The 22,731-nt window shown below is 57.6% G+C and carries 25 protein-coding genes and 1 tRNA gene; 16 read left to right on the top strand and 10 right to left on the bottom strand.

The window, feature by feature from the left end:
• The first annotated feature begins 391 nt into the window (after nucleotides 1–391).
• From rpoE to ACP7BX_RS02410, 4 genes are all read left to right on the top strand, one after another.
• Entirely contained in the window at nucleotides 392–973 is a 582-nt protein-coding gene (gene rpoE / locus ACP7BX_RS02425; protein WP_003172477.1) for an RNA polymerase sigma factor RpoE, read from the top strand.
• A 32-nt stretch (nucleotides 974–1,005) separates the two neighbouring features.
• Nucleotides 1,006–1,593, top strand: a complete 588-nt coding sequence (locus ACP7BX_RS02420; RefSeq protein WP_003172479.1) for a sigma-E factor negative regulatory protein — start codon at nucleotides 1,006–1,008, stop codon at nucleotides 1,591–1,593.
• Between the two features lie 15 nt (nucleotides 1,594–1,608).
• Entirely contained in the window at nucleotides 1,609–2,571 is a 963-nt protein-coding gene (locus tag ACP7BX_RS02415; RefSeq protein ID WP_426129610.1) for a MucB/RseB C-terminal domain-containing protein, read from the top strand.
• Nucleotides 2,572–2,805: 234 nt separating this feature from the next.
• Entirely contained in the window at nucleotides 2,806–4,245 is a 1,440-nt protein-coding gene (locus tag ACP7BX_RS02410; RefSeq protein WP_033902654.1) for a DegQ family serine endoprotease, read from the top strand.
• Nucleotides 4,246–4,310: 65 nt separating this feature from the next.
• On the opposite strand, the gene ACP7BX_RS02405 is transcribed toward ACP7BX_RS02410, so the two are convergent.
• Nucleotides 4,311–5,744, bottom strand: coding sequence for a M48 family metalloprotease (locus ACP7BX_RS02405; RefSeq protein ID WP_016975171.1), 1,434 nt, complete (start codon nucleotides 5,742–5,744; stop codon nucleotides 4,311–4,313).
• Nucleotides 5,745–5,838: 94 nt separating this feature from the next.
• Here ACP7BX_RS02405 and ACP7BX_RS02400 point away from each other — a divergent pair, with 94 nt between their 5' ends.
• Complete coding sequence (locus ACP7BX_RS02400) at nucleotides 5,839–6,078, top strand: sulfurtransferase TusA family protein (protein WP_010212198.1); 240 nt, start codon at nucleotides 5,839–5,841, stop codon at nucleotides 6,076–6,078.
• Between the two features lie 31 nt (nucleotides 6,079–6,109).
• Entirely contained in the window at nucleotides 6,110–7,180 is a 1,071-nt protein-coding gene (locus ACP7BX_RS02395; protein WP_426129607.1) for an AI-2E family transporter, read from the top strand.
• A 58-nt stretch (nucleotides 7,181–7,238) separates the two neighbouring features.
• Here ACP7BX_RS02395 and ACP7BX_RS02390 read toward each other — a convergent pair whose 3' ends face one another.
• Entirely contained in the window at nucleotides 7,239–7,712 is a 474-nt protein-coding gene (locus ACP7BX_RS02390) for a peroxiredoxin (RefSeq protein WP_016975173.1), read from the bottom strand.
• A gap of 10 nt (nucleotides 7,713–7,722) precedes the next feature.
• A complete protein-coding gene (locus ACP7BX_RS02385; protein WP_003172487.1) occupies nucleotides 7,723–8,283 on the bottom strand; it encodes a glycine cleavage system protein R in 561 nt (186 codons plus the stop codon).
• A gap of 273 nt (nucleotides 8,284–8,556) precedes the next feature.
• Here ACP7BX_RS02385 and dapA point away from each other — a divergent pair, with 273 nt between their 5' ends.
• The 6 genes from dapA to ACP7BX_RS02355 all read left to right on the top strand — a co-directional run bounded on the left by dapA (nucleotide 8,557) and on the right by ACP7BX_RS02355 (nucleotide 13,271).
• Nucleotides 8,557–9,435 carry a 4-hydroxy-tetrahydrodipicolinate synthase gene (gene dapA, locus ACP7BX_RS02380; protein ID WP_033902649.1) on the top strand — a complete coding sequence of 293 codons (879 nt, stop codon included), beginning with the start codon at nucleotides 8,557–8,559 and terminating at the stop codon, nucleotides 9,433–9,435.
• Between the two features lie 17 nt (nucleotides 9,436–9,452).
• The gene (bamC, locus tag ACP7BX_RS02375) at nucleotides 9,453–10,568 is read left to right on the top strand and encodes an outer membrane protein assembly factor BamC (RefSeq protein ID WP_177110178.1); all 1,116 of its coding nucleotides are present in this window, start codon (nucleotides 9,453–9,455) and stop codon (nucleotides 10,566–10,568) included.
• A 4-nt stretch (nucleotides 10,569–10,572) separates the two neighbouring features.
• Nucleotides 10,573–11,331, top strand: a complete 759-nt coding sequence (locus ACP7BX_RS02370) for an MBL fold metallo-hydrolase (protein WP_426129604.1) — start codon at nucleotides 10,573–10,575, stop codon at nucleotides 11,329–11,331.
• 27 nt (nucleotides 11,332–11,358) lie between these two features.
• Nucleotides 11,359–12,072, top strand: a complete 714-nt coding sequence (gene purC, locus ACP7BX_RS02365; protein WP_003172493.1) for a phosphoribosylaminoimidazolesuccinocarboxamide synthase — start codon at nucleotides 11,359–11,361, stop codon at nucleotides 12,070–12,072.
• Nucleotides 12,073–12,156: 84 nt separating this feature from the next.
• Nucleotides 12,157–12,246, top strand: a tRNA-Ser gene (locus ACP7BX_RS02360).
• Nucleotides 12,247–12,425: 179 nt separating this feature from the next.
• Nucleotides 12,426–13,271 (top strand): hypothetical protein, encoded by an 846-nt coding sequence (locus tag ACP7BX_RS02355; protein WP_426129602.1) that lies wholly within the window; start codon nucleotides 12,426–12,428, stop codon nucleotides 13,269–13,271.
• 185 nt (nucleotides 13,272–13,456) lie between these two features.
• On the opposite strand, the gene ACP7BX_RS02350 is transcribed toward ACP7BX_RS02355, so the two are convergent.
• The 3 genes from ACP7BX_RS02350 to ACP7BX_RS02340 all read right to left on the bottom strand — a co-directional run bounded on the left by ACP7BX_RS02350 (nucleotide 13,457) and on the right by ACP7BX_RS02340 (nucleotide 15,332).
• Nucleotides 13,457–14,305 carry a tyrosine-type recombinase/integrase gene (locus tag ACP7BX_RS02350; protein ID WP_426129600.1) on the bottom strand — a complete coding sequence of 283 codons (849 nt, stop codon included), beginning with the start codon at nucleotides 14,303–14,305 and terminating at the stop codon, nucleotides 13,457–13,459.
• A 422-nt stretch (nucleotides 14,306–14,727) separates the two neighbouring features.
• Nucleotides 14,728–15,015 (bottom strand): NadS family protein, encoded by a 288-nt coding sequence (gene nadS / locus ACP7BX_RS02345; protein ID WP_016975178.1) that lies wholly within the window; start codon nucleotides 15,013–15,015, stop codon nucleotides 14,728–14,730.
• Nucleotides 15,016–15,017: 2 nt separating this feature from the next.
• Nucleotides 15,018–15,332, bottom strand: a complete 315-nt coding sequence (locus tag ACP7BX_RS02340) for a type II toxin-antitoxin system RelE/ParE family toxin (RefSeq protein ID WP_426129598.1) — start codon at nucleotides 15,330–15,332, stop codon at nucleotides 15,018–15,020.
• A 100-nt stretch (nucleotides 15,333–15,432) separates the two neighbouring features.
• Here ACP7BX_RS02340 and ACP7BX_RS02335 point away from each other — a divergent pair, with 100 nt between their 5' ends.
• Complete coding sequence (locus ACP7BX_RS02335) at nucleotides 15,433–15,783, top strand: phage holin, lambda family (RefSeq protein ID WP_426129876.1); 351 nt, start codon at nucleotides 15,433–15,435, stop codon at nucleotides 15,781–15,783.
• Here the strand turns inward: ACP7BX_RS02335 and ACP7BX_RS02330 are convergent.
• A complete protein-coding gene (locus tag ACP7BX_RS02330; RefSeq protein WP_426129596.1) occupies nucleotides 15,751–16,086 on the bottom strand; it encodes a hypothetical protein in 336 nt (111 codons plus the stop codon). The genes ACP7BX_RS02335 and ACP7BX_RS02330 overlap by 33 nt on opposite strands.
• A gap of 274 nt (nucleotides 16,087–16,360) precedes the next feature.
• On the bottom strand, nucleotides 16,361–17,947 hold the full coding sequence (locus ACP7BX_RS02325) for a DUF4041 domain-containing protein (RefSeq protein WP_426129594.1): 1,587 nt from the start codon (nucleotides 17,945–17,947) through the stop codon (nucleotides 16,361–16,363).
• Nucleotides 17,948–17,961: 14 nt separating this feature from the next.
• Between ACP7BX_RS02325 and hepT the strand changes: the two genes are divergently transcribed.
• The gene (hepT, locus tag ACP7BX_RS02320) at nucleotides 17,962–18,420 is read left to right on the top strand and encodes a type VII toxin-antitoxin system HepT family RNase toxin (protein WP_426160557.1); all 459 of its coding nucleotides are present in this window, start codon (nucleotides 17,962–17,964) and stop codon (nucleotides 18,418–18,420) included.
• 57 nt (nucleotides 18,421–18,477) lie between these two features.
• Here hepT and ACP7BX_RS02315 read toward each other — a convergent pair whose 3' ends face one another.
• Nucleotides 18,478–19,704: an MFS transporter gene (locus tag ACP7BX_RS02315; RefSeq protein ID WP_426129592.1), complete on the bottom strand. Its 1,227-nt coding sequence runs from the start codon at nucleotides 19,702–19,704 to the stop codon at nucleotides 18,478–18,480.
• A 282-nt stretch (nucleotides 19,705–19,986) separates the two neighbouring features.
• Between ACP7BX_RS02315 and ACP7BX_RS02310 the strand changes: the two genes are divergently transcribed.
• Complete coding sequence (locus ACP7BX_RS02310) at nucleotides 19,987–20,235, top strand: hypothetical protein (protein WP_426129590.1); 249 nt, start codon at nucleotides 19,987–19,989, stop codon at nucleotides 20,233–20,235.
• A 66-nt stretch (nucleotides 20,236–20,301) separates the two neighbouring features.
• On the opposite strand, the gene ACP7BX_RS02305 is transcribed toward ACP7BX_RS02310, so the two are convergent.
• Nucleotides 20,302–21,240, bottom strand: coding sequence for a LysR family transcriptional regulator (locus ACP7BX_RS02305; protein ID WP_061435679.1), 939 nt, complete (start codon nucleotides 21,238–21,240; stop codon nucleotides 20,302–20,304).
• Between the two features lie 158 nt (nucleotides 21,241–21,398).
• Here ACP7BX_RS02305 and ACP7BX_RS02300 point away from each other — a divergent pair, with 158 nt between their 5' ends.
• Complete coding sequence (locus ACP7BX_RS02300; protein WP_426129588.1) at nucleotides 21,399–22,718, top strand: MFS transporter; 1,320 nt, start codon at nucleotides 21,399–21,401, stop codon at nucleotides 22,716–22,718.
• Nucleotides 22,719–22,731 lie beyond the last annotated feature (13 nt).

Genomic DNA, 22,731 nt, shown 5'->3' with positions numbered 1-22,731 from the left:
CACACGGGCTACTAGTATATAGAGGGGTGGAGCGGCACAATAGCCGGGCATTCGTGGCAATGTGAGATTACGGGGCACGGCTGGGGTAAAATCGGCAGGTTGTTGAGGTGGGAACTTTTTGCATAAGCCCCGACTCAATAGCAGGTTGCCCGAAAGCTGGGAAAACGTTGAGTTTATTGGCCCGTCGGGAGCATTGGACGCGTCAGAAAACCGGCGACAAGATTATTCGCGCAGTCGGCCATGCCCGTACTGCGTTTTTCGTGTGTGCCAAATCAGTGCGTGCCGGAAACTTGCTTGAAGGGGGAGAACTTTTGCGAAAAGACCGAGTCTATGTTTGCAAGCCTGATCGTTTAGTTATGCAAGCCTCCTTCAAGTACAACGAGGAGTGTTCATGCTAACCCAGGAAGAGGATCAGCAGCTGGTCGAGCGCGTTCAACGCGGCGACAAGCGAGCTTTTGATCTGCTAGTGCTGAAATACCAGCACAAAATTCTCGGGTTGATCGTGCGGTTTGTGCACGACACCCATGAAGCGCAGGACGTTGCACAGGAAGCCTTTATCAAGGCTTACCGTGCACTTGGTAACTTTCGCGGTGATAGTGCGTTTTACACGTGGCTATACCGAATCGCCATCAACACGGCGAAGAACTATCTGGTGTCTCGCGGACGCCGCCCACCGGATAGCGATGTAAGTTCAGAAGATGCGGAATTTTACGATGGTGATCACGGCCTCAAGGATCTCGAGTCGCCGGAGCGTGCATTGCTGCGCGACGAGATCGAAGGCACCGTTCATCGCACAATTCAGCAACTGCCAGAAGATTTGCGTACGGCGTTAACTTTACGTGAATTCGATGGTCTGAGTTACGAAGACATTGCGAGCGTCATGCAGTGTCCGGTGGGGACTGTAAGGTCACGGATTTTCCGGGCCCGGGAAGCCATCGATAAAGCCTTGCAACCGTTGTTGCAGGAAAACTAAAGACAGCGGCGACAGCCAAGAGAGGAACCGCCATGAGTCGTGATGCCCTGCAGGAATCGCTGTCCGCAGTGATGGATAACGAAGCGGATGAACTGGAACTTCGTCGAGTGCTCAACGCATTTGATGATGCCGAAACCCGTGATACCTGGTCTCGTTACCAAGTCGCTCGGGCGGTGATGCACAAGGATCTTCTAATCCCTCGTCTGGATATTGCTGCGGCCGTTTCTGCCGCGCTGGCTGATGAAGCCGTTCCGGCAAAAGCTGCTCGTGGTCCATGGCGTAGCCTGGGTCGTCTGGCAGTGGCTGCTTCGGTGACTGTTGCCGTGTTGGCCGGTGTTCGCCTGTACAACCAGGACGAAATCGCCGGTGCCGAACTGGCCCAACAGACTCAGCAACCGGTCATGGCCGGTCCGCAAGTCAAAGGCCCAGCGGTACTGGCCGGCTACAAGGAAAGCTCTGACACCACCGGCCCGATGGCCAACGGTGTACTGCAAGGGCAATCCGGCTGGCAGGACCAGCGTCTTCCAGGCTACCTGCGCCAACACGCACAGGAATCGGCTCTGAAGGGCACTGAAAGCGCTTTGCCATACGCTCGCGCAGCAAGCCTGGAAAACCGCTAATCCGTAAGGAGCTCTATGCGAGCCATACCGCTCCTTACGCTTTTGCTCAGTGGTTGGTTTGCACTCCCCGCCCACGCCGATGAAGCCCAAGACTGGCTGACTCGACTTGGGCGTGCAGAGCAGCAGCAAAGCTTTCAAGGCACGTTCGTCTACGAACGTAACGGCAGTTTTTCTACCCATGACATCTGGCATCGTGTCCAGAATGGTCAGGTCCGTGAGCGGCTTTTGCAGCTCGATGGTTCTGCCCAGGAAGTCGTGCGGCTGGATGGCCGGACCCAATGTGTCAGCGGCACCCTTGTCGCAGGCCTTGGCAACTCGCGTGATGCGCCATCCCGTGCGTTGGATCCGCAAAAACTCAATCAATTCTACGAACTGGCCGTCATTGGCAAATCCCGCGTGGCCGGGCGTAACGCGGTGATCGTCTCGATCACGCCGCGTGATCAGTATCGCTATGGTTTCGAGCTGCACTTGGATCGCGAAACCGCGCTGCCGCTCAAGTCTCTCTTGCTGAATGATCAAGGGCAGTTGCTTGAGCGCTTCCAGTTCACGCGGTTGAACACATCAGTCGTACCGGATGATCGCGATCTGCAACCCAGCACCGAATGCACACCTATATCGGTTGCCAATGAGAAGGCTCCAGAAGTGCAATCTACTGAGGCATGGCATTTGGAGTGGTTGCCGCCCGGCTTTCAACTGACCAATACCAGCGCCCGCAAAGACGTCCAGACCAAGGCAACAGTCGACAGCCTTATGTATGAGGACGGGCTGGCGCGTTTCTCGGTGTTCCTGGAGCCGATCAGTGATGCGAGTGTCACGGAAACCCGCACCCAACTCGGTCCAACGGTGGCTGTATCCCGTCGCCTCAATACGGTAGACGGTGAAATGATGGTGACGGTGGTGGGCGAAATCCCGATCGGCACCGCAGAACGTATCGCGTTGTCGGTGCGCGGTGAAAAAAAACCAGCCGCCCAGCCGTGAGCCGTTAATCCTATGTTCATCCTGACGTTTCACTGTATTTGCATGCCAGGTTGGCTACCGAGAGCATGAAATGTCTGGATCAGCATTTTCACTTGCAAAAATCTCTTATGTTTTTTATAGGTCAGGGCTTGTCGGCTCTGGCCTTGTTTTGTTCGCGGAACAAAGATGTCGGTCGCAGTTTTCGGCGTTTCTTGAACCCTGTCGCTCAACCCTGCTCGTCGTAACGGGAGCTGTATGTCGATACCACGTTTGAAGTCTTACCTATCCATAGTCGCCACGGTGTTGGTGCTGGGTCAGGCCTTGCCCGCGCAAGCGGCCGAGCTGCCTGACTTTACCCAGTTGGTTGAGCAAGCCTCGCCGGCCGTGGTGAACATCAGTACCACGCAAAAACTGCCGGATCGCAAAGTCTCCAACCAGCAGATGCCGGACCTGGAAGGCCTGCCGCCGATGCTGCGCGAGTTCTTTGAGCGCGGCATGCCGCAACCGCGTGCGCCCCGTGGTGGCGGGGGTGGCCAGCGTGAGGCTCAGTCCTTGGGCTCGGGCTTCATCATTTCGCCGGATGGCTACATCCTCACCAACAACCACGTGATCGCCGATGCCGACGAGATTCTCGTGCGCCTGGCTGACCGCAGTGAACTGAAAGCCAAGCTGGTGGGCACCGACCCACGTTCCGATGTGGCGCTGCTGAAGATCGAAGGCAAAGACCTGCCCGTGCTGAAATTGGGCAAATCCCAGGATCTGAAGGCCGGGCAGTGGGTCGTCGCCATCGGTTCGCCGTTTGGTTTTGACCATACCGTGACCCAAGGCATTGTCAGCGCCATCGGACGCAGCTTGCCGAACGAAAACTACGTGCCGTTCATCCAGACCGACGTGCCGATCAACCCGGGTAACTCGGGTGGTCCGCTGTTCAACCTGGCCGGTGAAGTGGTGGGGATCAACTCGCAAATCTACACCCGCTCCGGTGGTTTCATGGGCGTGTCGTTCGCTATCCCGATCGATGTAGCCATGGACGTTTCCAACCAACTGAAAAGTGGCGGCAAGGTCAGCCGTGGCTGGTTGGGCGTAGTGATCCAGGAAGTGAACAAAGACCTGGCTGAGTCCTTCGGCCTTGACAAGCCGGCCGGTGCGCTGGTCGCGCAGATCCAGGACGACGGCCCGGCTGCCAAAGGTGGCCTGCAAGTGGGTGATGTGATCCTGAGCATGAATGGCCAGCCGATCGTCATGTCGGCCGACCTGCCGCACCTGGTCGGCGCACTCAAGGCTGGCAGCAAGGCCAAGTTGGAAGTGATTCGTGAAGGCAAGCGCCAGACCGTTGAGCTGACAGTGGGTGCCATCCCTGAAGAAGGCGCAACCCTGGATGCCTTGGGCAATGCCAAGCCAGGCGCCGAGCGTAGCAGCAACCGCCTGGGTATTGCCGTGGCCGAGCTGACCGATGAGCAGAAAAAGAGCTTCGACCTCAAGAGCGGTGTGGTGATCAAGGAAGTACAGGACGGTCCTGCCTCTTTGATCGGCCTGCAGCCGGGTGATGTCATCACCCACCTGAACAACCAGGCCATCGACAGCACCAAGCAATTCACCGACATCGCCAAGGCGTTGCCGAAGAATCGTTCGGTGTCGATGCGCGTGCTGCGTCAGGGGCGTGCAAGCTTCATCACGTTCAAGCTCGCCGAGTAAGTCGGTAAAACTAAAAAGCCCCGCCTTCGTTGGATGAAGGCGGGGCTTTTTTATGGGCGATAGGTTTAGCTCATCATCCCTTTGACCAGCCGTTCCTGCTCGATCAGCTCGCGCTGACGGGCGTCGATACGTGAAGACAGTGGGAAGTTGTTGCCGGCGCGACGCTTGGCAAAATCCAACTGCTGGATGGCCTGCTGGAAATCACCGACCAGCGCAAAATACTCGGCGCGGGCTTGGTGCAGGCCGATGATGTTGCCGGACAAGCCGCGTGTCTCTGCGACCTGGTACCACACGTCTGGATCATCCGGACGAGATTTGAGCAAGCTGTCCAGCGCTTTTTCCGCATCGGCGGTACGGTTCTGCTTGAGCAGAAGATCCACGCGTAGCTGATTCAATGGGTAGTTGCCCGGATACTGAGTCAGCATTCGATCAGTACGTTGCTGGGCATCAGGCAGATGGTTGTTGTCTATCTCAAGCTGAATCAGCGCCAGGTTGTAGGTGATGTCGTTCGGCGCCTTGGCGAGTAACGCTGTCAGGTTTTCCCGAGCTTGCTTGAACTGAGAACCCTTGATCTGGGCGATAGCCAGGCCATAACGCGCCACATCGTTCTTCGGGTTTTCGTCCAATTGCGCCTGGAAGCGCTTGGCGGCGAGTCCTGACGTGTCCTCGTATTGCAGCTGCACCCGTGCGCGAATCAGTTGATAACGCAGGCTGTCTTCCTTACCGCCGGCTTTGGCTTGCTCGGCGCGGTTGCGGGTGTCGGCAATACGCGATTCGGTGACCGGGTGAGTCAGCAGGAATTCTGGCGGCTTGGCATCGAAGCGGTATTGGCGCATCAGGCGTTCGAACATGGTCGGCATGGACCGCGGGTCGTAGCCGGCTTTTTCCAGGTTGAGGATGCCGATACGGTCCGCCTCTTGTTCGTTCTGGCGCGAGAACCGGCGCTGCTCCTGGATCGCCGCCGCCTGGGTGCCGGCAATCGCGGCAATACCCGCGTCGCCCGCGCCGGCTGCTGCGGCAATGATGCCACCCAGCAGGGCCGCCATCATTGGGATTTGCATACGCTGTTGCGCTTCCACGCCACGGGCGAAGTGACGCTGGGACAAGTGCGCCAGTTCGTGGGCCAGTACCGAGGCATATTCCCCTTCGGTCTGGGCGTTGAGGAACAGGCCGCCGTTGACCCCGACAATTCCACCAGGCGCGGCAAAGGCGTTCAATTGCGGGCTGTTGATCAGGATGAACTCCAGGCGCCGGTCGTTGACCTGGCTGGTCTCCACCAGCTTGTAGACGCTGGTTTCGACGTAATCCTTGAGCTGCGGGTCGTTGAGTTGCGAGACCTGGCCCCGAAGGTAGGCCAGCCAGGCGCGGCCCAACTGGTATTCCTGTTGTGGCGAGACAATGGCAGAGCTGGCGTCGCCGAGTGACGGCAGGTCGTCAGCAAAGCCTGGGGAGGCCAGCAGGCAAGCCAGCGTCAGCAGGGTAGGGCGCAAAAAAGTCATGCACAAAGCCTTTCGACAAAGAGCTTACTGTAGCCGGACACTGAGCTTCGGACCAGATATTCTAAGCATCCCCGACGCTTGCCTGGAGTAAACCATGACCGACGCTGTAGCCTTTGATGCCGAACTCGATGCCAGCGGCCTCAATTGCCCGTTACCCTTGCTCAAGGCCAAGTTGGAGCTCAATCGTCTGGCCAGTGGTGCAGTGCTCAAGGTGATCGCCACGGACGCGGGCTCCCAGCGTGATTTCCGCACCTTTGCCAAGCTCGCCGGCCACACCCTGCTCCATGAAGAAGACGCCGCCGGTGTGTACCGTTACTGGTTGCGCAAGGCCTGAACCGTTTGCCCCTACCCGCCGAGGTTGATTGATGTTCAAAGTGTTACGAGACTGGATCCAGCGCTACTTCTCCGATGAGGAGGCCGTGGTGCTGGCGGTCCTGCTGTTTCTAGCCTTTACGGCCGTGCTCACCTTGGGCGGCATGCTGGCGCCGGTATTGGCGGGGATGGTGTTGGCGTATCTGATGCAAGGCTTGGTCACCACACTGGAGCGCTTGCGCTTGCCAGGCGGAGCCGCCGTGGGCTTGGTGTTCGCCTTGTTCATGGGGCTGCTGGTGCTGTTTATCGTGGTAGTACTGCCGCTGCTGTGGCATCAGTTGATCACGTTGTTCAACGAGCTGCCGGGCATGCTCGCCAAATGGCAATCGCTATTGCTGCTGTTACCGGAGCGCTACCCGCACCTGGTGTCGGACGAACAGGTGTTGCAGGCCATCGAAGCGGCACGCGGCGAGATCGGAAAGTTCGGGCAATGGGCACTGACCTTTTCCCTGTCCAGCCTGCCGTTGCTGGTCAACATCATGATCTACCTGGTACTGGTGCCGATCCTGGTGTTCTTCTTCCTCAAGGACCGCGCCATGATCGGCCGCTGGGTGCGTGGCTATCTGCCGCGCGAACGTGCGCTGATTAGCCGGGTGGCCGAGGAAATGAACCGGCAGATTGCCAACTACATTCGTGGCAAGGTCATCGAGATCATTATCTGCGGCGGCGTGACCTACATCGCCTTTATCGCCCTGGACCTGAACTACGCGGCGTTGCTGGCGTTGTTGGTGGGTATTTCAGTGGTGGTGCCGTACGTCGGCGCCGTGGTGGTGACCGTGCCGGTGGCGCTGATCGCGCTGTTCCAGTGGGGCTGGAGCGACCAGTTCATCTACCTGATGGCGGTGTACGGAATCATCCAGACGTTGGATGGCAACGTGCTGGTGCCGCTGCTGTTCTCGGAGGCTGTCAACCTGCACCCGGTCGCGATCATCTGCGCGGTGCTGTTGTTTGGTGGGCTGTGGGGGTTCTGGGGCGTGTTCTTTGCAATCCCCCTGGCGACGCTGTTCAAGGCGGTGCTGGATGCGTGGCCGCGGCAGGAGCCTGTCGTCGCGCCGCTGTTGTAGCGGTTTAGCCTTCTGTGGTGAGCGGGCAGGCCCGCTCACCACAACAGCCCACTGCGTTTCAGGCTTTGTTCAAAGCCTGCGCCGCCGCCAGAACTGCATCCACATGGCCCGGCACTTTCACGCCACGCCATTCCTGACGCAGCACGCCGTCCTTATCGATCAGGAAGGTGCTGCGATCCACGCCCAGGTATTCCTTGCCGTACAGCTTCTTCAACTTGATCACATCAAACAGCTGGCAGACCGCTTCATCCTTGTCGCTGATCAGCTCGAAGGGGAATGCCTGCTTGCCCTTGAAGTTCTCGTGAGACTTCACGCTGTCCCGCGACACGCCAAACACTTCGGTGTTGGCCGCTTTGAATGCTGCGTACTGGTCGCGAAATCCTTGACCTTCGGTGGTGCAGCCTGGCGTGCTGTCCTTCGGGTAGAAGTAGATCACCACTTGCTTGCCCTTGAGGGCTGCAAGGCTGAAGGTCTGGCCGCTGGTGGCCTGGGCTTCGAAATCGGCTACCGGTTTGTCGATGACTACCGCCATGAAAACTTCCTTACATTGGGTTCTGTGGGCGCCATGGCTCGATCAGTGCGTCGAGGTTCAGAGCATCGGCGAAATCCAGGAACTGGTCGCGCAGCCAACTGATCTGCACGCCGGCCGGCAAGGTCACGGTAAACGTGGCGTTCAGCATGGTGCCGCCGGTTTGCGGGGCCTGGTAGGTGTCGCAGGTCAGGTTCTCCAATTCGACGTTGTGGTCGATGAAGAACTGGCACAGCTCGTTGACGATGTCCGAACGGTACGCCGAGCTGACATACGCCACATAAGGCAGGGCCTGGGGACGATTCTCCAGGGCGGCACTGCGCACCACATTGACCGTGAAGTCATGCTTCTTGGCCAGGCCCGGCAGGCCGGTTTCCAGGCGCGCCAGGGCGTCCCAGGTGCCGGAGATCTGCAGGACCAGTGCGCTGCACTCGCCGTGGCGGGTCAGGCGGGAGGTCACGACGGCGCAGCGGTTTTCATGGCTGGCGCGGCACAGGACGTTGGTCAGCTCCATGGGGTTGGCGCCGAGGGCACTGATAACAAGGAATTGTTCGCGAACTGTGGGGGTGGACATGCAGCCTTCCTAAAACGATGAGCGGTCGATACTGTGCGGGCTGTATCGATCAAAGGATGAAGGGTAGCGAAAACCGTCGCCAAGGGATAGGAGGTGGCGTTTTCATTGCGTGATCGGCTCGATTTCACCGTGCTCCAAGGCAGGCTTTGGCCCAATGATGGCATTGCCCGTCGTTTAGTTGCGCCATAACGCATCCTCAGGCGGTACTTCGCTTGTGCAAGCATCTTGGCGCCAGTACCATTACGGCTCTCTTTTTCCGGCAGGAGCGGTTGCATGATTGCGGGCAGTATGGTGGCACTGGTCACACCCATGGATGCACAAGGTCATCTCGACTGGGACAGCCTGGGCAAACTGGTGGACTTCCACCTGCAAGAAGGCACCAACGCCATCGTGGCGGTCGGCACCACCGGTGAATCGGCCACCCTCGATGTGGAAGAACACATCCAGGTCATCGAATTCGTGGTCAAGCGCGTTGCGGGCCGTATTGCCGTGATCGCCGGTACGGGCGCCAACTCGACGCGTGAAGCGATCGAGCTGACCAAGAACGCCAAGAAGGCCGGCGCCGATGCCTGCCTGCTGGTGACCCCGTACTACAACAAGCCGACCCAGGAAGGCCTGTACCAGCACTTCCGCGCCATCGCCGAAGCCGTCGACATCCCGCAGATCCTCTACAACGTGCCAGGCCGCACCGCTTGCGACATGCAGGCCGCGACCGTGATCCGCTTGTCCACCGTGCCGAACATCATCGGTATCAAGGAAGCCACCGGCGACCTGCAGCGCGCCAAGGACATCCTGGCCGGCGTGAGCAGTGATTTCCTGCTGTATTCCGGTGACGACGCCACCGCCGTAGAGCTGATCCTGCTGGGCGGCAAGGGCAACATCTCCGTGACTGCCAACGTGGCTCCGCGTGCCATGAGCGAAATGTGCGCCGCCGCCATTGCCGGTGACGCCGTGACCGCCCGCGCGATCCACGAGAAGCTGATGCCGCTCAACAAGACACTGTTTATTGAATCCAACCCTATTCCCGTGAAGTGGGCGCTGACTGAAATGGGCATGATGCCGGACGGTATCCGTCTGCCGCTCACCCGTCTCAGCGAAGCCTGTCACGAACCGCTGCGACAGGCCCTGCGCCAGTCCGGCGTCCTGGTTTAATTGAGGAAGCACTACGCATGAAGCGATTGGCCGGACTTTCCGCACTTGCCTTGATTATCTCCAGCACCAGTGGCTGCGGTTGGATCTGGGGCCCGGAAGGCTACTTCCGTGACCGCGGTAGCGATTACCTGGAAGCCCAACCTACCAAACCGATGGAATTGCCGGCGGGCGTCAACGTCGCCAAGCGCCTTGACCCGTTGCTGCCGATTCCGCGTAACGTCGCCGACGACACCACCAAGGGTGAGTACGTGGTGCCACGTCCACAGCCGATCTCGGCCGTGGCGGATGCCAGCGACTACAGCCTGCAGAAGAGCGGTGATTCCCGCTGGATCGTGGCCCAACGACCACCTGCTGAAGTCTGGCCGGTGGCCGTGCAGTTCTTCCAGGACAACGGTTTCCGCATCGACGAGCAGCGTCCGCAGACCGGCGAATTCACCACCGCATGGCAGCAAGGCAGCGAGTTGTCCGCCACCATGGCCAAGCGCTTGCAGGCCGGTGGTGTAGCCGCCGACAGCGAAGCCCGTGTGCGTGTGCGCATCGAGCCAGGCGTGCAGCGCAATACCAGTGAAGTCTACGTGGTCAGCGCCGAGCGTCCGGCCGGCAGCACCGCCAACGTTGATTTCACCAATCGTTCGGTCAACACCGGTGTCGACTCGGCGCTGGTCGACGAGATGCTGGCCAGCATGAGCCGTATCTCCGAGAAGGGCGGTTCGGTTTCCCTGCTCGCCGCACGTGATTACGACACCCCGAGCCGCGTCAGCCTGACAGAAGACGGCAGCGGCAACGTGGTGCTGAACCTGGGTGAAGACCTCGACCGTGCCTGGGCCAGTGTTGGCCGTGCATTGGAGCAGGGCCCTTGGCGTGTAGAAGACATCAACCGCAGCCTGGGCCTGTACTACATCAACGTGGCTGAAAAGGCCGAGCGTAAAGATGAAGAGCCAGGTTTCTTCAGCAAACTGTTCGGCAGCCAGCCGACCAAGGAAGAAATCGAGACCCGTGCCGAGCGTTACCAGGTTCGTTTGAGCAAGGTTGGCGAAAGCGTGCAGGTCACCGTCGAGAAGAACATCAACACCGTTGCACCCGCTGAAACAGCGCGCAAAGTGTTGGGCGTGATTCAAGACAACCTGGGCTGATCCGGTGCGTTTTGCCGTTCTCGGCAGCGGTAGCCAAGGGAACGGTACGCTGGTCGCCCACGACGACACGTACGTGCTGGTGGATTGTGGTTTCTCGTTACGGGAAACCGAGCGGCGCCTGCTGCGCCTGGGGGTTCACCCTGCGCAGCTGAGCGCGATTCTGGTGACCCACGAACATGCCGACCACGTGCATGGCGTGGGTTTGCTGTCTCGGCGCTACAATCTTCCGGTGTACCTCAGTCGCGGTACCTTGCGCGGGATGCGCAAACCCATTGAACCCGCAGGTTTCCTGGCCGGTGGCGAGCAGCTGCAAATCGGTGCCCTGAGCATCGAGGTGATTGCCGTGGCGCACGACGCCCAGGAACCGACGCAATATGTCTTCAGTGATGGTGAACGGCGCTTCGGCGTACTCACCGACCTGGGTTCCTACTGCGCCAAGGTGCTGGACGGTTACCGGAACCTCGATGCCTTGATGATCGAGTCCAACCACTGTCGGGATCTGCTGGCTCGCGGTCATTACCCCTACTTTCTCAAGCAGCGGGTGGGCGGCGAACTGGGACATTTGAACAACCACCAGGCGGCGTACCTGGTGTATGAGTTGGGCTGGCAAGACTTGCAACATCTGGTCCTGGCCCACCTGAGCAGCAAGAACAACCTGCCGCAGCTGGCCCGGCAATGTTTTGTCGACACCCTCGGGTGCGACCCGGACTGGCTGCAACTGGCCGATCAAGATTCAGGGCTCGACTGGCGACACATCGCCTAGCCCACCATTTAGCAAGCGGAGCCCATCATGGAAAAACGTGAAGAACTCTACCGCGGCAAAGCCAAGTCGGTGTACAAGACCGACGACGCCAACCGCCTGATCCTGCTGTTTCGCAACGACACTTCGGCGTTCGACGGCAAGCGCATCGAACAACTTGATCGCAAAGGCATGGTGAACAACAAGTTCAACGCCTTCATCATGCAGAAACTCGAAGAGGCCGGCATTCCGACCCAATTCGACAAGCTGCTGGGCGACAACGAGTGCCTGGTCAAGAAACTCGACATGATCCCGGTCGAGTGCGTCGTGCGTAACTACGCCGCCGGCAGCCTGGTCAAGCGCCTGGGCGTGGAAGAGGGCCTCAAGCTCAATCCCTACACCTTCGAACTGTTCCTGAAGGACGACGCCAAGGGCGACCCGTTCATCAACGAATCCCACGTCGTGGCATTCGGTTGGGGCACCGCTGAGCAACTGGCCCGCATGAAGGAGCTGTCCCTCAAGGTCAACGACGTGCTGAGCAAACTGTTCGACGACGCAGGCCTGCTGCTGGTGGACTTCAAGCTGGAATTCGGCGTGTTCCACGACGGCTCCATCGTCCTGGGCGACGAATTCAGCCCGGACGGCTGCCGCCTGTGGGACAAGGACACCAAGAAGAAGATGGACAAAGACCGCTTCCGCCAGGGCCTCGGTGATGTCATCGAAGCCTACGAAGAAGTCGCCAATCGTCTCGGCGTACCGCTTTAATCGACGCAAGCATCTGATAGCACGGAAAAAAATCTCGCTTCGAGCTTTGCTTTCCTGAGTCACGCTGTTATGATGCGCGCCGTTGGAGAGATGCCAGAGTGGCCGAATGGGACGGATTCGAAATCCGTTGTACCTTCACCGGTACCTAGGGTTCGAATCCCTATCTCTCCGCCATTATTGAATACGACTAAGCCCCTGAAATGGTTGAACATTTCAGGGGCTTTTTCGTTGTTGGGGTTTGGTTTAGGGCAAAACATACGTACGAAACACCGGCTCTGGCTCACAAGGAGTGTCTACGTCGGTCTGTTATGCTTAATTAAAATCCGGGTCAGTCAAAGGGAGTAAATGACTAGATGAGCTACGATGCCACGGTTTTCAATGTGATGGTTGCGTCTCCAGGAGACGTTCTCGCAGAGCGTGCGGTTTTTCGAGAGGTTGTACACGAATGGAACGCTGTCAATTCTGAAACGCGGGGCATTGTACTCATGCCGGTTGGGTGGGAGACGCACTCATCGCCTGAGATGGGAGCTCAACCGCAGGACATCATCAATAAGCAAGTGCTACATAGTTGTGATCTTCTTGTAGGCATATTTTGGGTTCGCGCCGGAACTCCGACTACAGAGTTCGCTAGTGGAACTATTGAGGAAATCGAAAGGCATATCGCTGCTGGACGCTTGGCAATGTTGTATTTCTCCAGTACGCCTGCAGCTATGGATGATGTGGATTTTCAGCAATACGAAGTTCTTAAAAAATTTAAGGCTGCGTGCAGGGATCGCGGGCTTTATGAGTCATTTGATAGCCTCACAGATTTCCGAAACAAATTTAGCCGGCACTTACAGCTGAAGGTTAACTCTCATGAAGTATTTGAAGTGGCTGAGCTAAGCGCACCAGAGGCTCCGTATGCGCCTTTGTTCAGCAGTCCTGTCCCGTTGCTGAGCTCAGAAGCGAAAATATTGCTTAAAGAGGCAAGCAAGGATTCTCAGGGCCATATTATGTTTATTCGTTATATGGGTGGAGCAGCGGTACAAGCCAATGGCAAGAATTTTGTTGAAGGGAATGAACGAAGAGAAGTATCTAAGTGGGAGGCCGCACTTGCTCAGCTCAAAGATGAGAGGCTAATTGCTGATAGAGGCTATAAAGGCGAGGTTTTCGAAATCACCGCTTTAGGGTATGAAGTGGCCGATACAATAAAAGACTGATAGAAATAGAAGTCTCAGGCTTGATTTGACATGCGTCTTAAAAAACGGGCTGACGGTTTTAGTGTCGGTCCTGTTTTTTAGCTTTAAAGTCACAGTTGATTATTTCGATAGTCATAGAAAAATAAAAGTTGTCGTTGTAGCTAATCTCTAAATCCCGGCATTTTCGAAACAATCCCAGCCATGCTCTAGGTGTCCTTCGGTATCCACCTGCCGTAGTGCTTTCTCACCATCGTCGTATCCGCATGACCAAGCTGCCGAGCCACCCACTCTACCGGCACATAGCTCGACAGCATCTGACTGGCAAACGTATGCCCGCATTGATTAACACCGCGATGCCTAACCTCAGCTTTCTTCAAATGAGCAGTAAACCACTTACTTAAAACCTTCCCGTTCCAAAGCAACCCACTTGCAGTGCTTCGGAATAAAAACCTGACCCTTGCAGGCTTTGTCGTGATGTTGTCCCGCTGTGTGACGTTGATATCGACGTACGGCACATCGCTGGCCGCTGCCAGGATCTCCCGCATCAGTTCCAGGGCGGGATCAATCAGCTCCACCACCCGCACCCTGGAGCGTTCCTTGGGCACCTTGAACTGCCCAACCATCAATGCACGTCGAACGTGAACAGTGCCAGCCTTCAGATCCACATCTTCAACGGTAAGCGCAATCAGCTTGGACAGTGAAAGTCCCGTCCAGCAGTTGAACACGATCATTCTGGCATCGGCCATTCGCTCTGGATCTGCCGCTCCAATCGGCTCTATTTCATCCCGGCTGAAAGGGTCGGCATGTTCGTCGTCGGCGTCTGTGCTGACGTTGCTGATTCTCTCCAGCGGATTGGTTTTCAGAATCCCATCACCAAACGCATCAGCCCAAACCCCGCGCACCACGGTGAAAATGTCGTTCACCGTTTTCGGCGCCAGCTTTTGCTTCAATAGCTGAGCTTGGAACAGCTCGATGTCGCTCTTGCTGACGTCGACGATCCGCGACTGTCCAAACTTGTTCTCGACGTGCACAGCCTTGCTCTCGTAGTTGATCACCGTGCTGGCAGCCTTTAGCGCGCTGCACTTCCAGTCAGCGGTCTATACCTTCTTTCACGGTTCGCTTGGTTGCCGCATCAAGGCGAGCAGGGCCAGCAGTTAGCCAAGTTGGCGAGCCTGCGTTGCTTGCCGGAGCGGGAGCTGTCTGTAGCTGAACAGATACGGCTGCTTGGGCTGGAAACTGCGGCAGATAAAACCTATCGCAATTGGGTGCAACGGATGCATGAGCGGGTCATGTCGGAACTGTCACGGCGTGCAGAGCGACGTGTTGCCTGACCATCCGTCTGGTGGAAATACTTCAACCCTGTATCGAGGCCGCACCAACTAGGCAGTAAAAGGAATGGCCGTTTTTTTCGCTTTGCTGGTTTTCCGCTGGGGCGTAGAACGTTGCTAGGTTGTACGCTTTGCGTCAGAAGCTTCACTCAACCCGCCAATGCGTTCAGCACATGCACCGGGTCATTGTGGATCGCCTTCAGCAACGCCTTAGCTGGCCCGGTTGGGTCTCGGCGACCTTGCTCCCAGTTACGCAGCGTACCCAGTTGAACATCAATCAACGCTGCGAATTTAGCTTGGGTCAGCCCAGTCGCCTTACGAATTTCTTTGACCCGCATTGCGTCAACGTGAAACTCGCGGGAAGGCTCACGCTCACCGCGCAGGATCTCGTTCATTTCCTCAACGCTTTCCATCAGTTCATCAAAAAATTTGCTCATGGTTATCTCCAGTGTTCGATTGCAACCTTCAACGATTTACGCTCGTCAGCGGTAAGGTCTTGCTGTTCGTTCTTGGGGTAGATCATCAAAAAAACGATCTTTGATGCCGAGACAAAGTGGTAGTAAATCACCCGCGCTCCACCTCGTTTGCCGTGGCCCTTGGCCGCAATCCGAATCTTGCGCACTCCGCCTGTGCCTTCAATTACATCACCGGCTGATGGATTCACGATCAGCACATTCTGAAACGCCATATAGGCATCGTCGTCGATCAGTTCTTTGACGCGACGGGTGAAACCTGAAGTCTCGATGAAAATCATAGCTAATGTACGCCATTGGCTTAGTTTTCGGCAATGCTAATCCCGTATACGTCAGCGTGCATCCGATGAGTTGTAACTGGTTTTTAACGAGTCTTGATGTATCGGAGGACTGTCGATATGCCATCCAGTAAAGACCCCCACCGCTTGGGCCATTGCCCTCGCATGGCTGGCTCAACATGCCCCAGTTATCTACGCCACCAGCTTGTCAGCATTGATTTCTGCGCTACGAATCATCTACCGAGGTGGTACCCGAAAAGCGGTCCTGCTGGAGTCTGTTCTCTGTGGCTGCATCACTCTGGCAATCCTCTCCGGGCTAAGCCTGCTAGATCTCCCACAAGAGGCCGCTGCTTTCGTGGGTGGCATGGTCGGACTACTTGGCGTCGACAAGGTCCGCAGCCTGGCTGAACGTTTCGCCGGTTCAAAAATCTCCCGACGCGACGGCGATGAATGAACACTCCCGCCCAGCGCGGCTACGGTTGTGGATCTGGGCGAGGGCGGTTTTGTGCTGAATGTGCGGGGAGTTGTTTTTGCTGTCTTGTCTGTCGTCGGTGCTGCTGGGGGTTGGCAAATCCAGACGTGGCGGTATGAACGGCAATTGGCCGATCAAGCACGGCTCCACGCTGAAACGCTCAGAGAGATGGTCCTTGCTCCATCGTCGAGACAGCGTGGTGAGTTCGACAAACGCTACGCCCTGGAGCAGCGGCTGCAAACCAACGACCAAACCCACCAGAGGGCTTTGATCGATGCTAAACAACGCCAAGCACGCCTTATGGATCGCCTGGCTACCGCTGATTTGCGGCTGTCAGTCATCCTCGCCCAGCCGCCCTTTGCCGGAGGTGAGGCAGTGCCTGCCGCCACCGGAACCGGCGGCGTGGTTTATGGCGGAGAGAGAGCCGAACTTGACCGAGCGTTTGCTCAACGAATTGTCCGCATCGCCGAGGAGGGGGATGAGGGATTGATTGCGTTGGCTGGGAGTCAGGCATATGTGCGAGCAACAAGCGACGCCCGCGATATACCTGACAGTATCGCTATACCGCCTCTTGCGCCTCTTCGAGTTCTTCCTGAGGTTCGAACTCAAGCTGATGCCGCGTCCACTGCTGTGCAATGACCGGGTTCTCTAGAATCTGCTGCTCAAGTCGGATGGTTTCTCGGAACTCATGTGCGTCGGCTGCCATAGTCCAATGGGTTTCGACCCCCAGGCTTTCCAACTCGGCGCGAATTTCGGTCAGCTCCAACCGGAAAAACTCTTTCCGTGGATTAACCTTGTTCATCTGACGACGCAGGAAGTGGCGGTGCAAGGTCTTTTCAAGGCCAGGAGCGTCGTCACTGAAGATCATTGCATGCACGTCAAACTCAAACGGCACGCTGGCATCACCGAGTTCGCGGATACGGTCCTTGGGTTCAAGGCGTCGGGTCATGCCAATCTTGAACACTTCCTCACCAAAAGATCCAATGTTGGAAATTACATACACATGGCCTGCTCTCGTCTGCTGAGCCATAGATAGCGCACGCTGGTTCTTTTCCTCGGCAACCTGGAGTTTGGTTTCCAGCTCTCGAAGTTTGGCCTCGTACTCAGCACGTTGCGCATCGTTGGCGGTAGCGACCTGCTGGAGAACCTTGTCCATTGCCTTTTTGATGGTTTCTTCTTCTTTCGCGGCGTCTTTTATTGCGCGCTCAAACTCTCGACGTGCTTTTTCTTCCTCTCGAATTTGTTCGCGCAGTTGCCGTTGTTCTTCGCGCTCCTGGTCTTTCAGTGCTTGTGCGGTGGCTGCCCACTTGAGCTCCTCAAGACGTGAAGCGAGGTATTCGTCAGTAATCCGAGCGTTTCTGAAGGCTGTACCGTTATGGTTAACCAGCGCGAAGGCATCCCGGATTTCCTGCTCCAGTTTGCCGTGGTTGTCAGCTTTGTTTCTTGAGAGGATCGAGTCGACTTTGCCGTTGAAAGCATCGATAACAAAACGGATCGCCGTTCCCTTTCGATTGGCTTCAGCATAATCACAGGTCGCGGCCCGGCCCGATTTGACCATCGAGCGAGTTGCATCGCGGGCGGTTTTGAGCTTTTTCCCTGCGTCAGTAAAAGCGAACTCTTCGGCGAGGTCATCCAGCAAGTTATAGGTTGGAACGATGTACGCGTCTCCATAACCCTCAACGATGTTTTTCATTGCTTTGGCGGTTTCTGCAAACTCCTTGGCTCGGTTCATCGCTGCATAAGCTTCGCCGGCGATTTCTTCGGCTCGCTTGTTGGCCAACTCCATAATCCGGTCAGCCGCCAGCCTGGCTTGCTCCAGCTTCTCTTCGGACTGCTCGATTCTGGTTTTTGCAGAGAGATTGGCGCTTTGGCGTTCCTGGGCGGCGTCTTGTTTGGCTTTAGCCAATTCGCGCTCGGCTTCGGAAATGAGTTTCTTGGCCCATTCTTCGGCATCGATAATAGTTTGATACTTTGACAGGGCTGCGACTCGACTTAGCAGATCGAGGTTTTCCTGCTGCTGCCGGGCTATCACGTCGTCCCGTTGACGCAGGTCTCCTGTCAGCTTGGCAATAATCTTTGCGGCTTTGAATCGAAGAATCAAAAGCGCAAGGATGCAAGCGGCAGCAATGATGAGCAGTAGCTCCATGTGATCCCTCACAGATGGTCTTATTGAATATCGGTGCTGGACGCTATCCTTTAGCCAGTACGGTGTCCACACTCATTCTGATTCAGATTTTTTCTCTGGTGAGATTTGCCAGTTTCGCGACTGATTTCACTCGGCAGGATGCGGCGATTCTCAACATTCAGCGTGCCTGCGAAGCTGCACTGGATATGGGGCAGCATTTGATCCGTCGTGAGCGGCTGGGCGTCCCTCAGGGCGCACGTGACGTGTTCCAATTGCTATCCCAAGGTGGGTGGGTGAGCCCGTCCTTGTTGACCAACCTGAAGAATATGGTCGGCTTTCGTAATATCGCCGTTCATGAGTATCAAACCCTTCAATTGCCGATCACCGTTGCGATCATCACCCAGCATCTAGGGGATTTTCTGGCGTTTAGCTCATTTATTCTGACTAAGGATGCAAGTGAGCCAGGTGCCACCCCAGACACTCATCCCCATTAAACGAAAAAGCCTGCTGAGCTCAACACTCAGCAGGCTTTTTAGTCAGTACTTGTCTGGTCAGGCAGGCTGCGCCGCCAAGCTGTTACTGACATTGCGCCCCAGCACCAGCACCGTCACAAAACCCACGCCCACCAACGCTGTCGCGAGGCTCAACAGCACCGAGCTGCCCATCTGGTCGACGATCCGCCCGCCAAAGAACGACCCCAGCGCAATGATCACCTGGAACAGCGCGACAAACAGCGGCATACCACGCTCCACATCCTTGGGCGCTACCACAAACATCCAGATGCTGGCGCAGGCCGGGAAGGCGCCGAAGGCGAAGCCCCAGAGCGCGATCAGCATGGCGGCGCCGGTCAGGCCGGTGGCGAAGTAGGGGAACAGGGCGGTGCTGGTGCCGATCATCAGCGCGACCAGCAGCAGGGTGTAGCGCACGCTGCGGTTGGCGGCGAAACCGGCAAAAATGTTACCCGCCACACCGGCTATGCCAAACATCAGCAGCAGTGAGCCGATGGTCGGGCCATCGAAGCCGGAGCTGTTCTTGAAGAAGGGCGCGACGTAGGTGTACGCGGCAAAGTGCGCCAGGCCGATCAGCAAGACCGCGATCAAGCCGACCCGAGCCCGTGGGTTGATGAACAAGGCTGGCAGGTCGCTGACAAGAATGGCTTTTTCCGGCTTGAGCAATGGCAGCAGGAGCACCTGCGCCAACAGCACCGGCAGGCCCACCAGCGCGGTGACCAGGAAGGTCATGCGCCAGCCCATCAGGCCGCTGAGCCAGGTGCCGACCGGTACGCCGAGTACGGTGGCGAGGGTCACACCCATCATGATGATCGAAGTGGCCTTCGCGACGTCCACGCCTTTGGGCGCCAGGCGGCCGCTGAGGGCGATGGCCGTGGCCCAGAAACCGCCGATGCTGATGCCCAGCAATACGCGCCCGAACAACAGCAAGCTGAAGTCGCTGGCGAAGGCCACGACCATGTTGGCGATGATCATGATCAGCGTCAGACCGATCAGCAGGTAACGACGGTCCATGGCGCCAATGATCACTGACAGCAAAGGTGCCGCGAGCGCAGCCATGATGCCGGGCAGGGTGACCATCAGGCCGGCGTGGCCGGCACTGATACCCAGGTCTGCGGCAACGTCGTTGAGAACGCCCACGGGTAGGAATTCGCTGGTCACCAGGGCAAAGGCGCCCACGGCGACCGAGAGAATCGCCAGCCACTGCTGTTTGACGCTTTGTTGATTATGTTCGGGGAGGCCGCGAGGGGCCTGGCTGGCACTTGGCATGATGTTGGGTTCCAGGGTGAACGTCGCCCGAAGTGAGGCGAGGGGGAGGGAAAGTGGAGGCGATTATAGGAATCAGTGCTGGAAATCGGGCAGGCGCTCGTTTCGATAGTAATCATCAGTGCAATCGATGCGACGCTCTAGCACGCACTACGTGACCCATGCACCTTTCATGCGGACTTCTCAAACATTGCCTACAGGCAGTGCATTGCGATGCCACCGGCGACTGATTAGTGTGTGGTTGCGCACACGATCAGGCGCTTCCCACTGCAAAGGAGTTGCAGCATGAGCAAAAACACCAAGAAAACCTCGGGCAAGATCGCGACATTGGCAGCGGATATGCTCAACAGTCCAACCTCATCAGTCATTGCCAGAAGCCTTGCCGCTTCAGCGCTAGCCCAGAAAGGCACCGACAAGCAGACCAGCGCAGAGATGGAGGAGACGGCTGGCAAGGTGCTGGGCAGCGATAAATACAACGAAGACACGAAGGCGCTTGCGGCGTCGGTGCTTTCTCAGGCCAATAAAGCGCGTTGATGCTGAGTCACTTCGATTAGGCAGGGCCCCCCCCGTAGTCTCATCGACCACGGGGGGCGGGTTCGCTCATCGCGCGAGTTTTTCAGAAAGACTGTCGATAAATACCGTTTCTGCCCGGCTCATCTTCTGTTCCCGGTTCCACAGCAGATGGATGTCCACGTCCGTAATGCCCTCGTCCGGCGGTAGCCGCCAGAGCAGTCCATTCTTCACATCGTCTGCCACTACATGGATCGGCAGGCAGCCAAGACCAAAGCCGGCGATCACCAAACGCCGCACTTCTTCCAGGCTTGAGGACGACGCCACAATCCGCCCGCTGAACCCCTGCTGGTCGCGGAAAATCGTCAATGGCGAGAGCATTCCGCCGATCTGGTCACTGGTGAAGCTCACGAAGTTCTCCGATTGCAGATCGCCCTCCGCCAAACCACTGCGCCCGAACAGCGGATGATGGCGGCCACAAAAAAACGCATAGCGCTGGCGCAGGAACAGGTGCTGTTCCAAGCGGGGCTGCGGTCGGCGGTTAAGACTCAGCCCGAGGGTCGCGGTTTTTTCCAAGAGTGCGGCGACGATGTCTGAGCTGCGCATCACCTCGACTTCCAGGTCGACCCGAGGATGCTCACGATGAAAATCCGCCAGGAATTCATCGAAGGTGTCCGAGTTGATCCGGCTGATCATCAGCAAGCGCACTTTGCCGATCACTTCATCACCGGGCTTTTGCAGGGCATTGCTCATCTGCGACACCTGGCCGTACATCTCGCCGGCGATGGCGAAGATCTGCTCGCCGGCCTCGGTCAACACAAAGCGCGGACCACGGCGGACGATGAGTTGGCAATCGAGCTGTTCTTCTAGGCGCTTGAGCGCCTGACTGATCGCCGGCTGGGTCAGGTGTAGGCGGGCGGCCGCGCGGCTGATGCTCAACTCCTGGCCGATCACGCGGAAGGTGCGCAGCAGATTCCAGTCCAGGCGGTCGTTGAGCAAGGGGTGAATGTCGCGGCGGGCTTCGGGCATGGCGCAGCTCGATAATAAGCAGGATTTATAATTGGAATAATAAATAGAAAATTGACTAATCATAGCCCCGAGACGATAAATCACCCTCAACAAGCGCCATCAGAGCGCGTGCGTTCGACCTTTCTCCTGCCAAAAAAATAACCAAAGGAGCCAGCCCCATGAAGCCTTCCGCTTCGCCCCAGCCTCGCCGTGCTGCGGCCGCCGCTTTTATCGGCACCATGATCGAGTGGTACGACTTTTACATCTATGCCACCGCCGCGGCGCTGGTGTTTGGCCAACTGTTTTTCCCCTCCGAAGACAAACTCTTCAGCACCATGGCGGCGTTCGGTACCTTTGCCGTGGGTTTCTTCGCGCGGCCGTTGGGCGGCATTGTGTTCGGGCACATCGGTGACCGGATCGGCCGCAAGAAATCCTTGGTGATTACCCTGGTGATGATGGGTGTGGTCACCGTGTGCATCGGCCTGCTGCCGACCTACGCGCAGATCGGTGCGGCTGCGCCGGTGCTGCTGATCCTGCTGCGTGTGGTGCAGGGTATTGCCGTTGGCGGCGAGTGGGGCGGGGCGGTGTTGATGGCGGGCGAGCATGCGCCGAAAGGCCGCCGCAACTTCTTTGCTTCCTTCGCGCAATTGGGCAGCCCGGCTGGGCTGATCCTGTCGCTGCTCGCGTTCAGTGCGGTCACCCGTCTGCCGGAAGACGCGTTAATGAGTTGGGGCTGGCGCTTGCCGTTCCTGGCCAGCGCGTTGCTGTTGGTGGTTGGCCTGGCGATTCGTCTGGGCGTGAATGAGTCGCCGGTATTTCTTGAAGACAAAGCCTTGGCGGAAAAAGCGCGGGCGATCAAGAAAGACCAGGCCCCAGTCATTGAAGTGCTGCGAACCGCCTGGCGTCCGCTGCTGCTGTGTATCGGTGCCAACACGTTGGGCATTGCCGGGGTGTATTTCACCAACACCTTCATGATTGCCTACAGCACTCAGCAATTGGGCCTACCGCGTTCGTTGATTCTGGAGTGCCTGTTCTTCGTCGCCATCATCCAGTTCTGCGTCCAGCCACTGGCCGCCTGGGTCGCGGAGAAGGTCGGTGCCACGCGTTTCCTGTGCGCAATGACGGTGCTGGCCATGGCTTCGCCTTATCCCATGTTTGTGCTGGTCAGCAGCGGCCAGGCACCCTTGATCATCCTCGGCATCGCCTTGGCGGTGGTGTGCATGGCCTCGTTTTATGCCGTGATCGCCGGCTTCGTCAGCGGCCTGTTTGAAACCCGTGTGCGCTACACCGCGATCTCCCTGGCCTACCAGGTGTGCGGCGCGCTGGCGGGAGGTCTTACGCCGTTGATCGGCACCTGGCTGGCCCACGAATACCAAGGCCAATGGTGGCCGATGGCAGTGTTTTACAGCTTGATCGCGGCGGTCTCGCTGGTGTGTGTGCTGGCGTTGTCGCGCCGGCATGCCACCGCCCACCGTCATGAAATGGCCCATAGCGTTTGATGGAGTGTGTGTA

It is taken from the genome of Pseudomonas sp. DWP3-1-3b3 (assembly GCF_049896305.1).
Lineage (GTDB): Bacteria > Pseudomonadota > Gammaproteobacteria > Pseudomonadales > Pseudomonadaceae > Aquipseudomonas > Aquipseudomonas azotoformans_A.
This window is presented reverse-complemented; position numbering and strand designations above follow the sequence as displayed.

Bases quoted from the DNA above. Each gene is read 5' to 3' on its own strand.
- rpoE (WP_003172477.1), top strand. From the start codon at position 392: ATGCTAACCCAGGAAGAGGATCAGCAGCTGGTCGAGCGCGTTCAACGC.
- ACP7BX_RS02420 (WP_003172479.1), top strand. From the start codon at position 1,006: ATGAGTCGTGATGCCCTGCAGGAATCGCTGTCCGCAGTGATGGATAAC.
- ACP7BX_RS02415 (WP_426129610.1), top strand. From the start codon at position 1,609: ATGCGAGCCATACCGCTCCTTACGCTTTTGCTCAGTGGTTGGTTTGCA.
- ACP7BX_RS02410 (WP_033902654.1), top strand. From the start codon at position 2,806: ATGTCGATACCACGTTTGAAGTCTTACCTATCCATAGTCGCCACGGTG.
- ACP7BX_RS02405 (WP_016975171.1), bottom strand. From the start codon at position 5,744: ATGACTTTTTTGCGCCCTACCCTGCTGACGCTGGCTTGCCTGCTGGCC.
- ACP7BX_RS02400 (WP_010212198.1), top strand. From the start codon at position 5,839: ATGACCGACGCTGTAGCCTTTGATGCCGAACTCGATGCCAGCGGCCTC.
- ACP7BX_RS02395 (WP_426129607.1), top strand. From the start codon at position 6,110: ATGTTCAAAGTGTTACGAGACTGGATCCAGCGCTACTTCTCCGATGAG.
- ACP7BX_RS02390 (WP_016975173.1), bottom strand. From the start codon at position 7,712: ATGGCGGTAGTCATCGACAAACCGGTAGCCGATTTCGAAGCCCAGGCC.
- ACP7BX_RS02385 (WP_003172487.1), bottom strand. From the start codon at position 8,283: ATGTCCACCCCCACAGTTCGCGAACAATTCCTTGTTATCAGTGCCCTC.
- dapA (WP_033902649.1), top strand. From the start codon at position 8,557: ATGATTGCGGGCAGTATGGTGGCACTGGTCACACCCATGGATGCACAA.
- bamC (WP_177110178.1), top strand. From the start codon at position 9,453: ATGAAGCGATTGGCCGGACTTTCCGCACTTGCCTTGATTATCTCCAGC.
- purC (WP_003172493.1), top strand. From the start codon at position 11,359: ATGGAAAAACGTGAAGAACTCTACCGCGGCAAAGCCAAGTCGGTGTAC.
- ACP7BX_RS02355 (WP_426129602.1), top strand. From the start codon at position 12,426: ATGAGCTACGATGCCACGGTTTTCAATGTGATGGTTGCGTCTCCAGGA.
- nadS (WP_016975178.1), bottom strand. From the start codon at position 15,015: ATGAGCAAATTTTTTGATGAACTGATGGAAAGCGTTGAGGAAATGAAC.
- ACP7BX_RS02340 (WP_426129598.1), bottom strand. From the start codon at position 15,332: ATGATTTTCATCGAGACTTCAGGTTTCACCCGTCGCGTCAAAGAACTG.
- ACP7BX_RS02325 (WP_426129594.1), bottom strand. From the start codon at position 17,947: ATGGAGCTACTGCTCATCATTGCTGCCGCTTGCATCCTTGCGCTTTTG.
- hepT (WP_426160557.1), top strand. From the start codon at position 17,962: ATGGTCTTATTGAATATCGGTGCTGGACGCTATCCTTTAGCCAGTACG.
- ACP7BX_RS02315 (WP_426129592.1), bottom strand. From the start codon at position 19,704: ATGCCAAGTGCCAGCCAGGCCCCTCGCGGCCTCCCCGAACATAATCAA.
- ACP7BX_RS02310 (WP_426129590.1), top strand. From the start codon at position 19,987: ATGAGCAAAAACACCAAGAAAACCTCGGGCAAGATCGCGACATTGGCA.
- ACP7BX_RS02305 (WP_061435679.1), bottom strand. From the start codon at position 21,240: ATGCCCGAAGCCCGCCGCGACATTCACCCCTTGCTCAACGACCGCCTG.
- ACP7BX_RS02300 (WP_426129588.1), top strand. From the start codon at position 21,399: ATGAAGCCTTCCGCTTCGCCCCAGCCTCGCCGTGCTGCGGCCGCCGCT.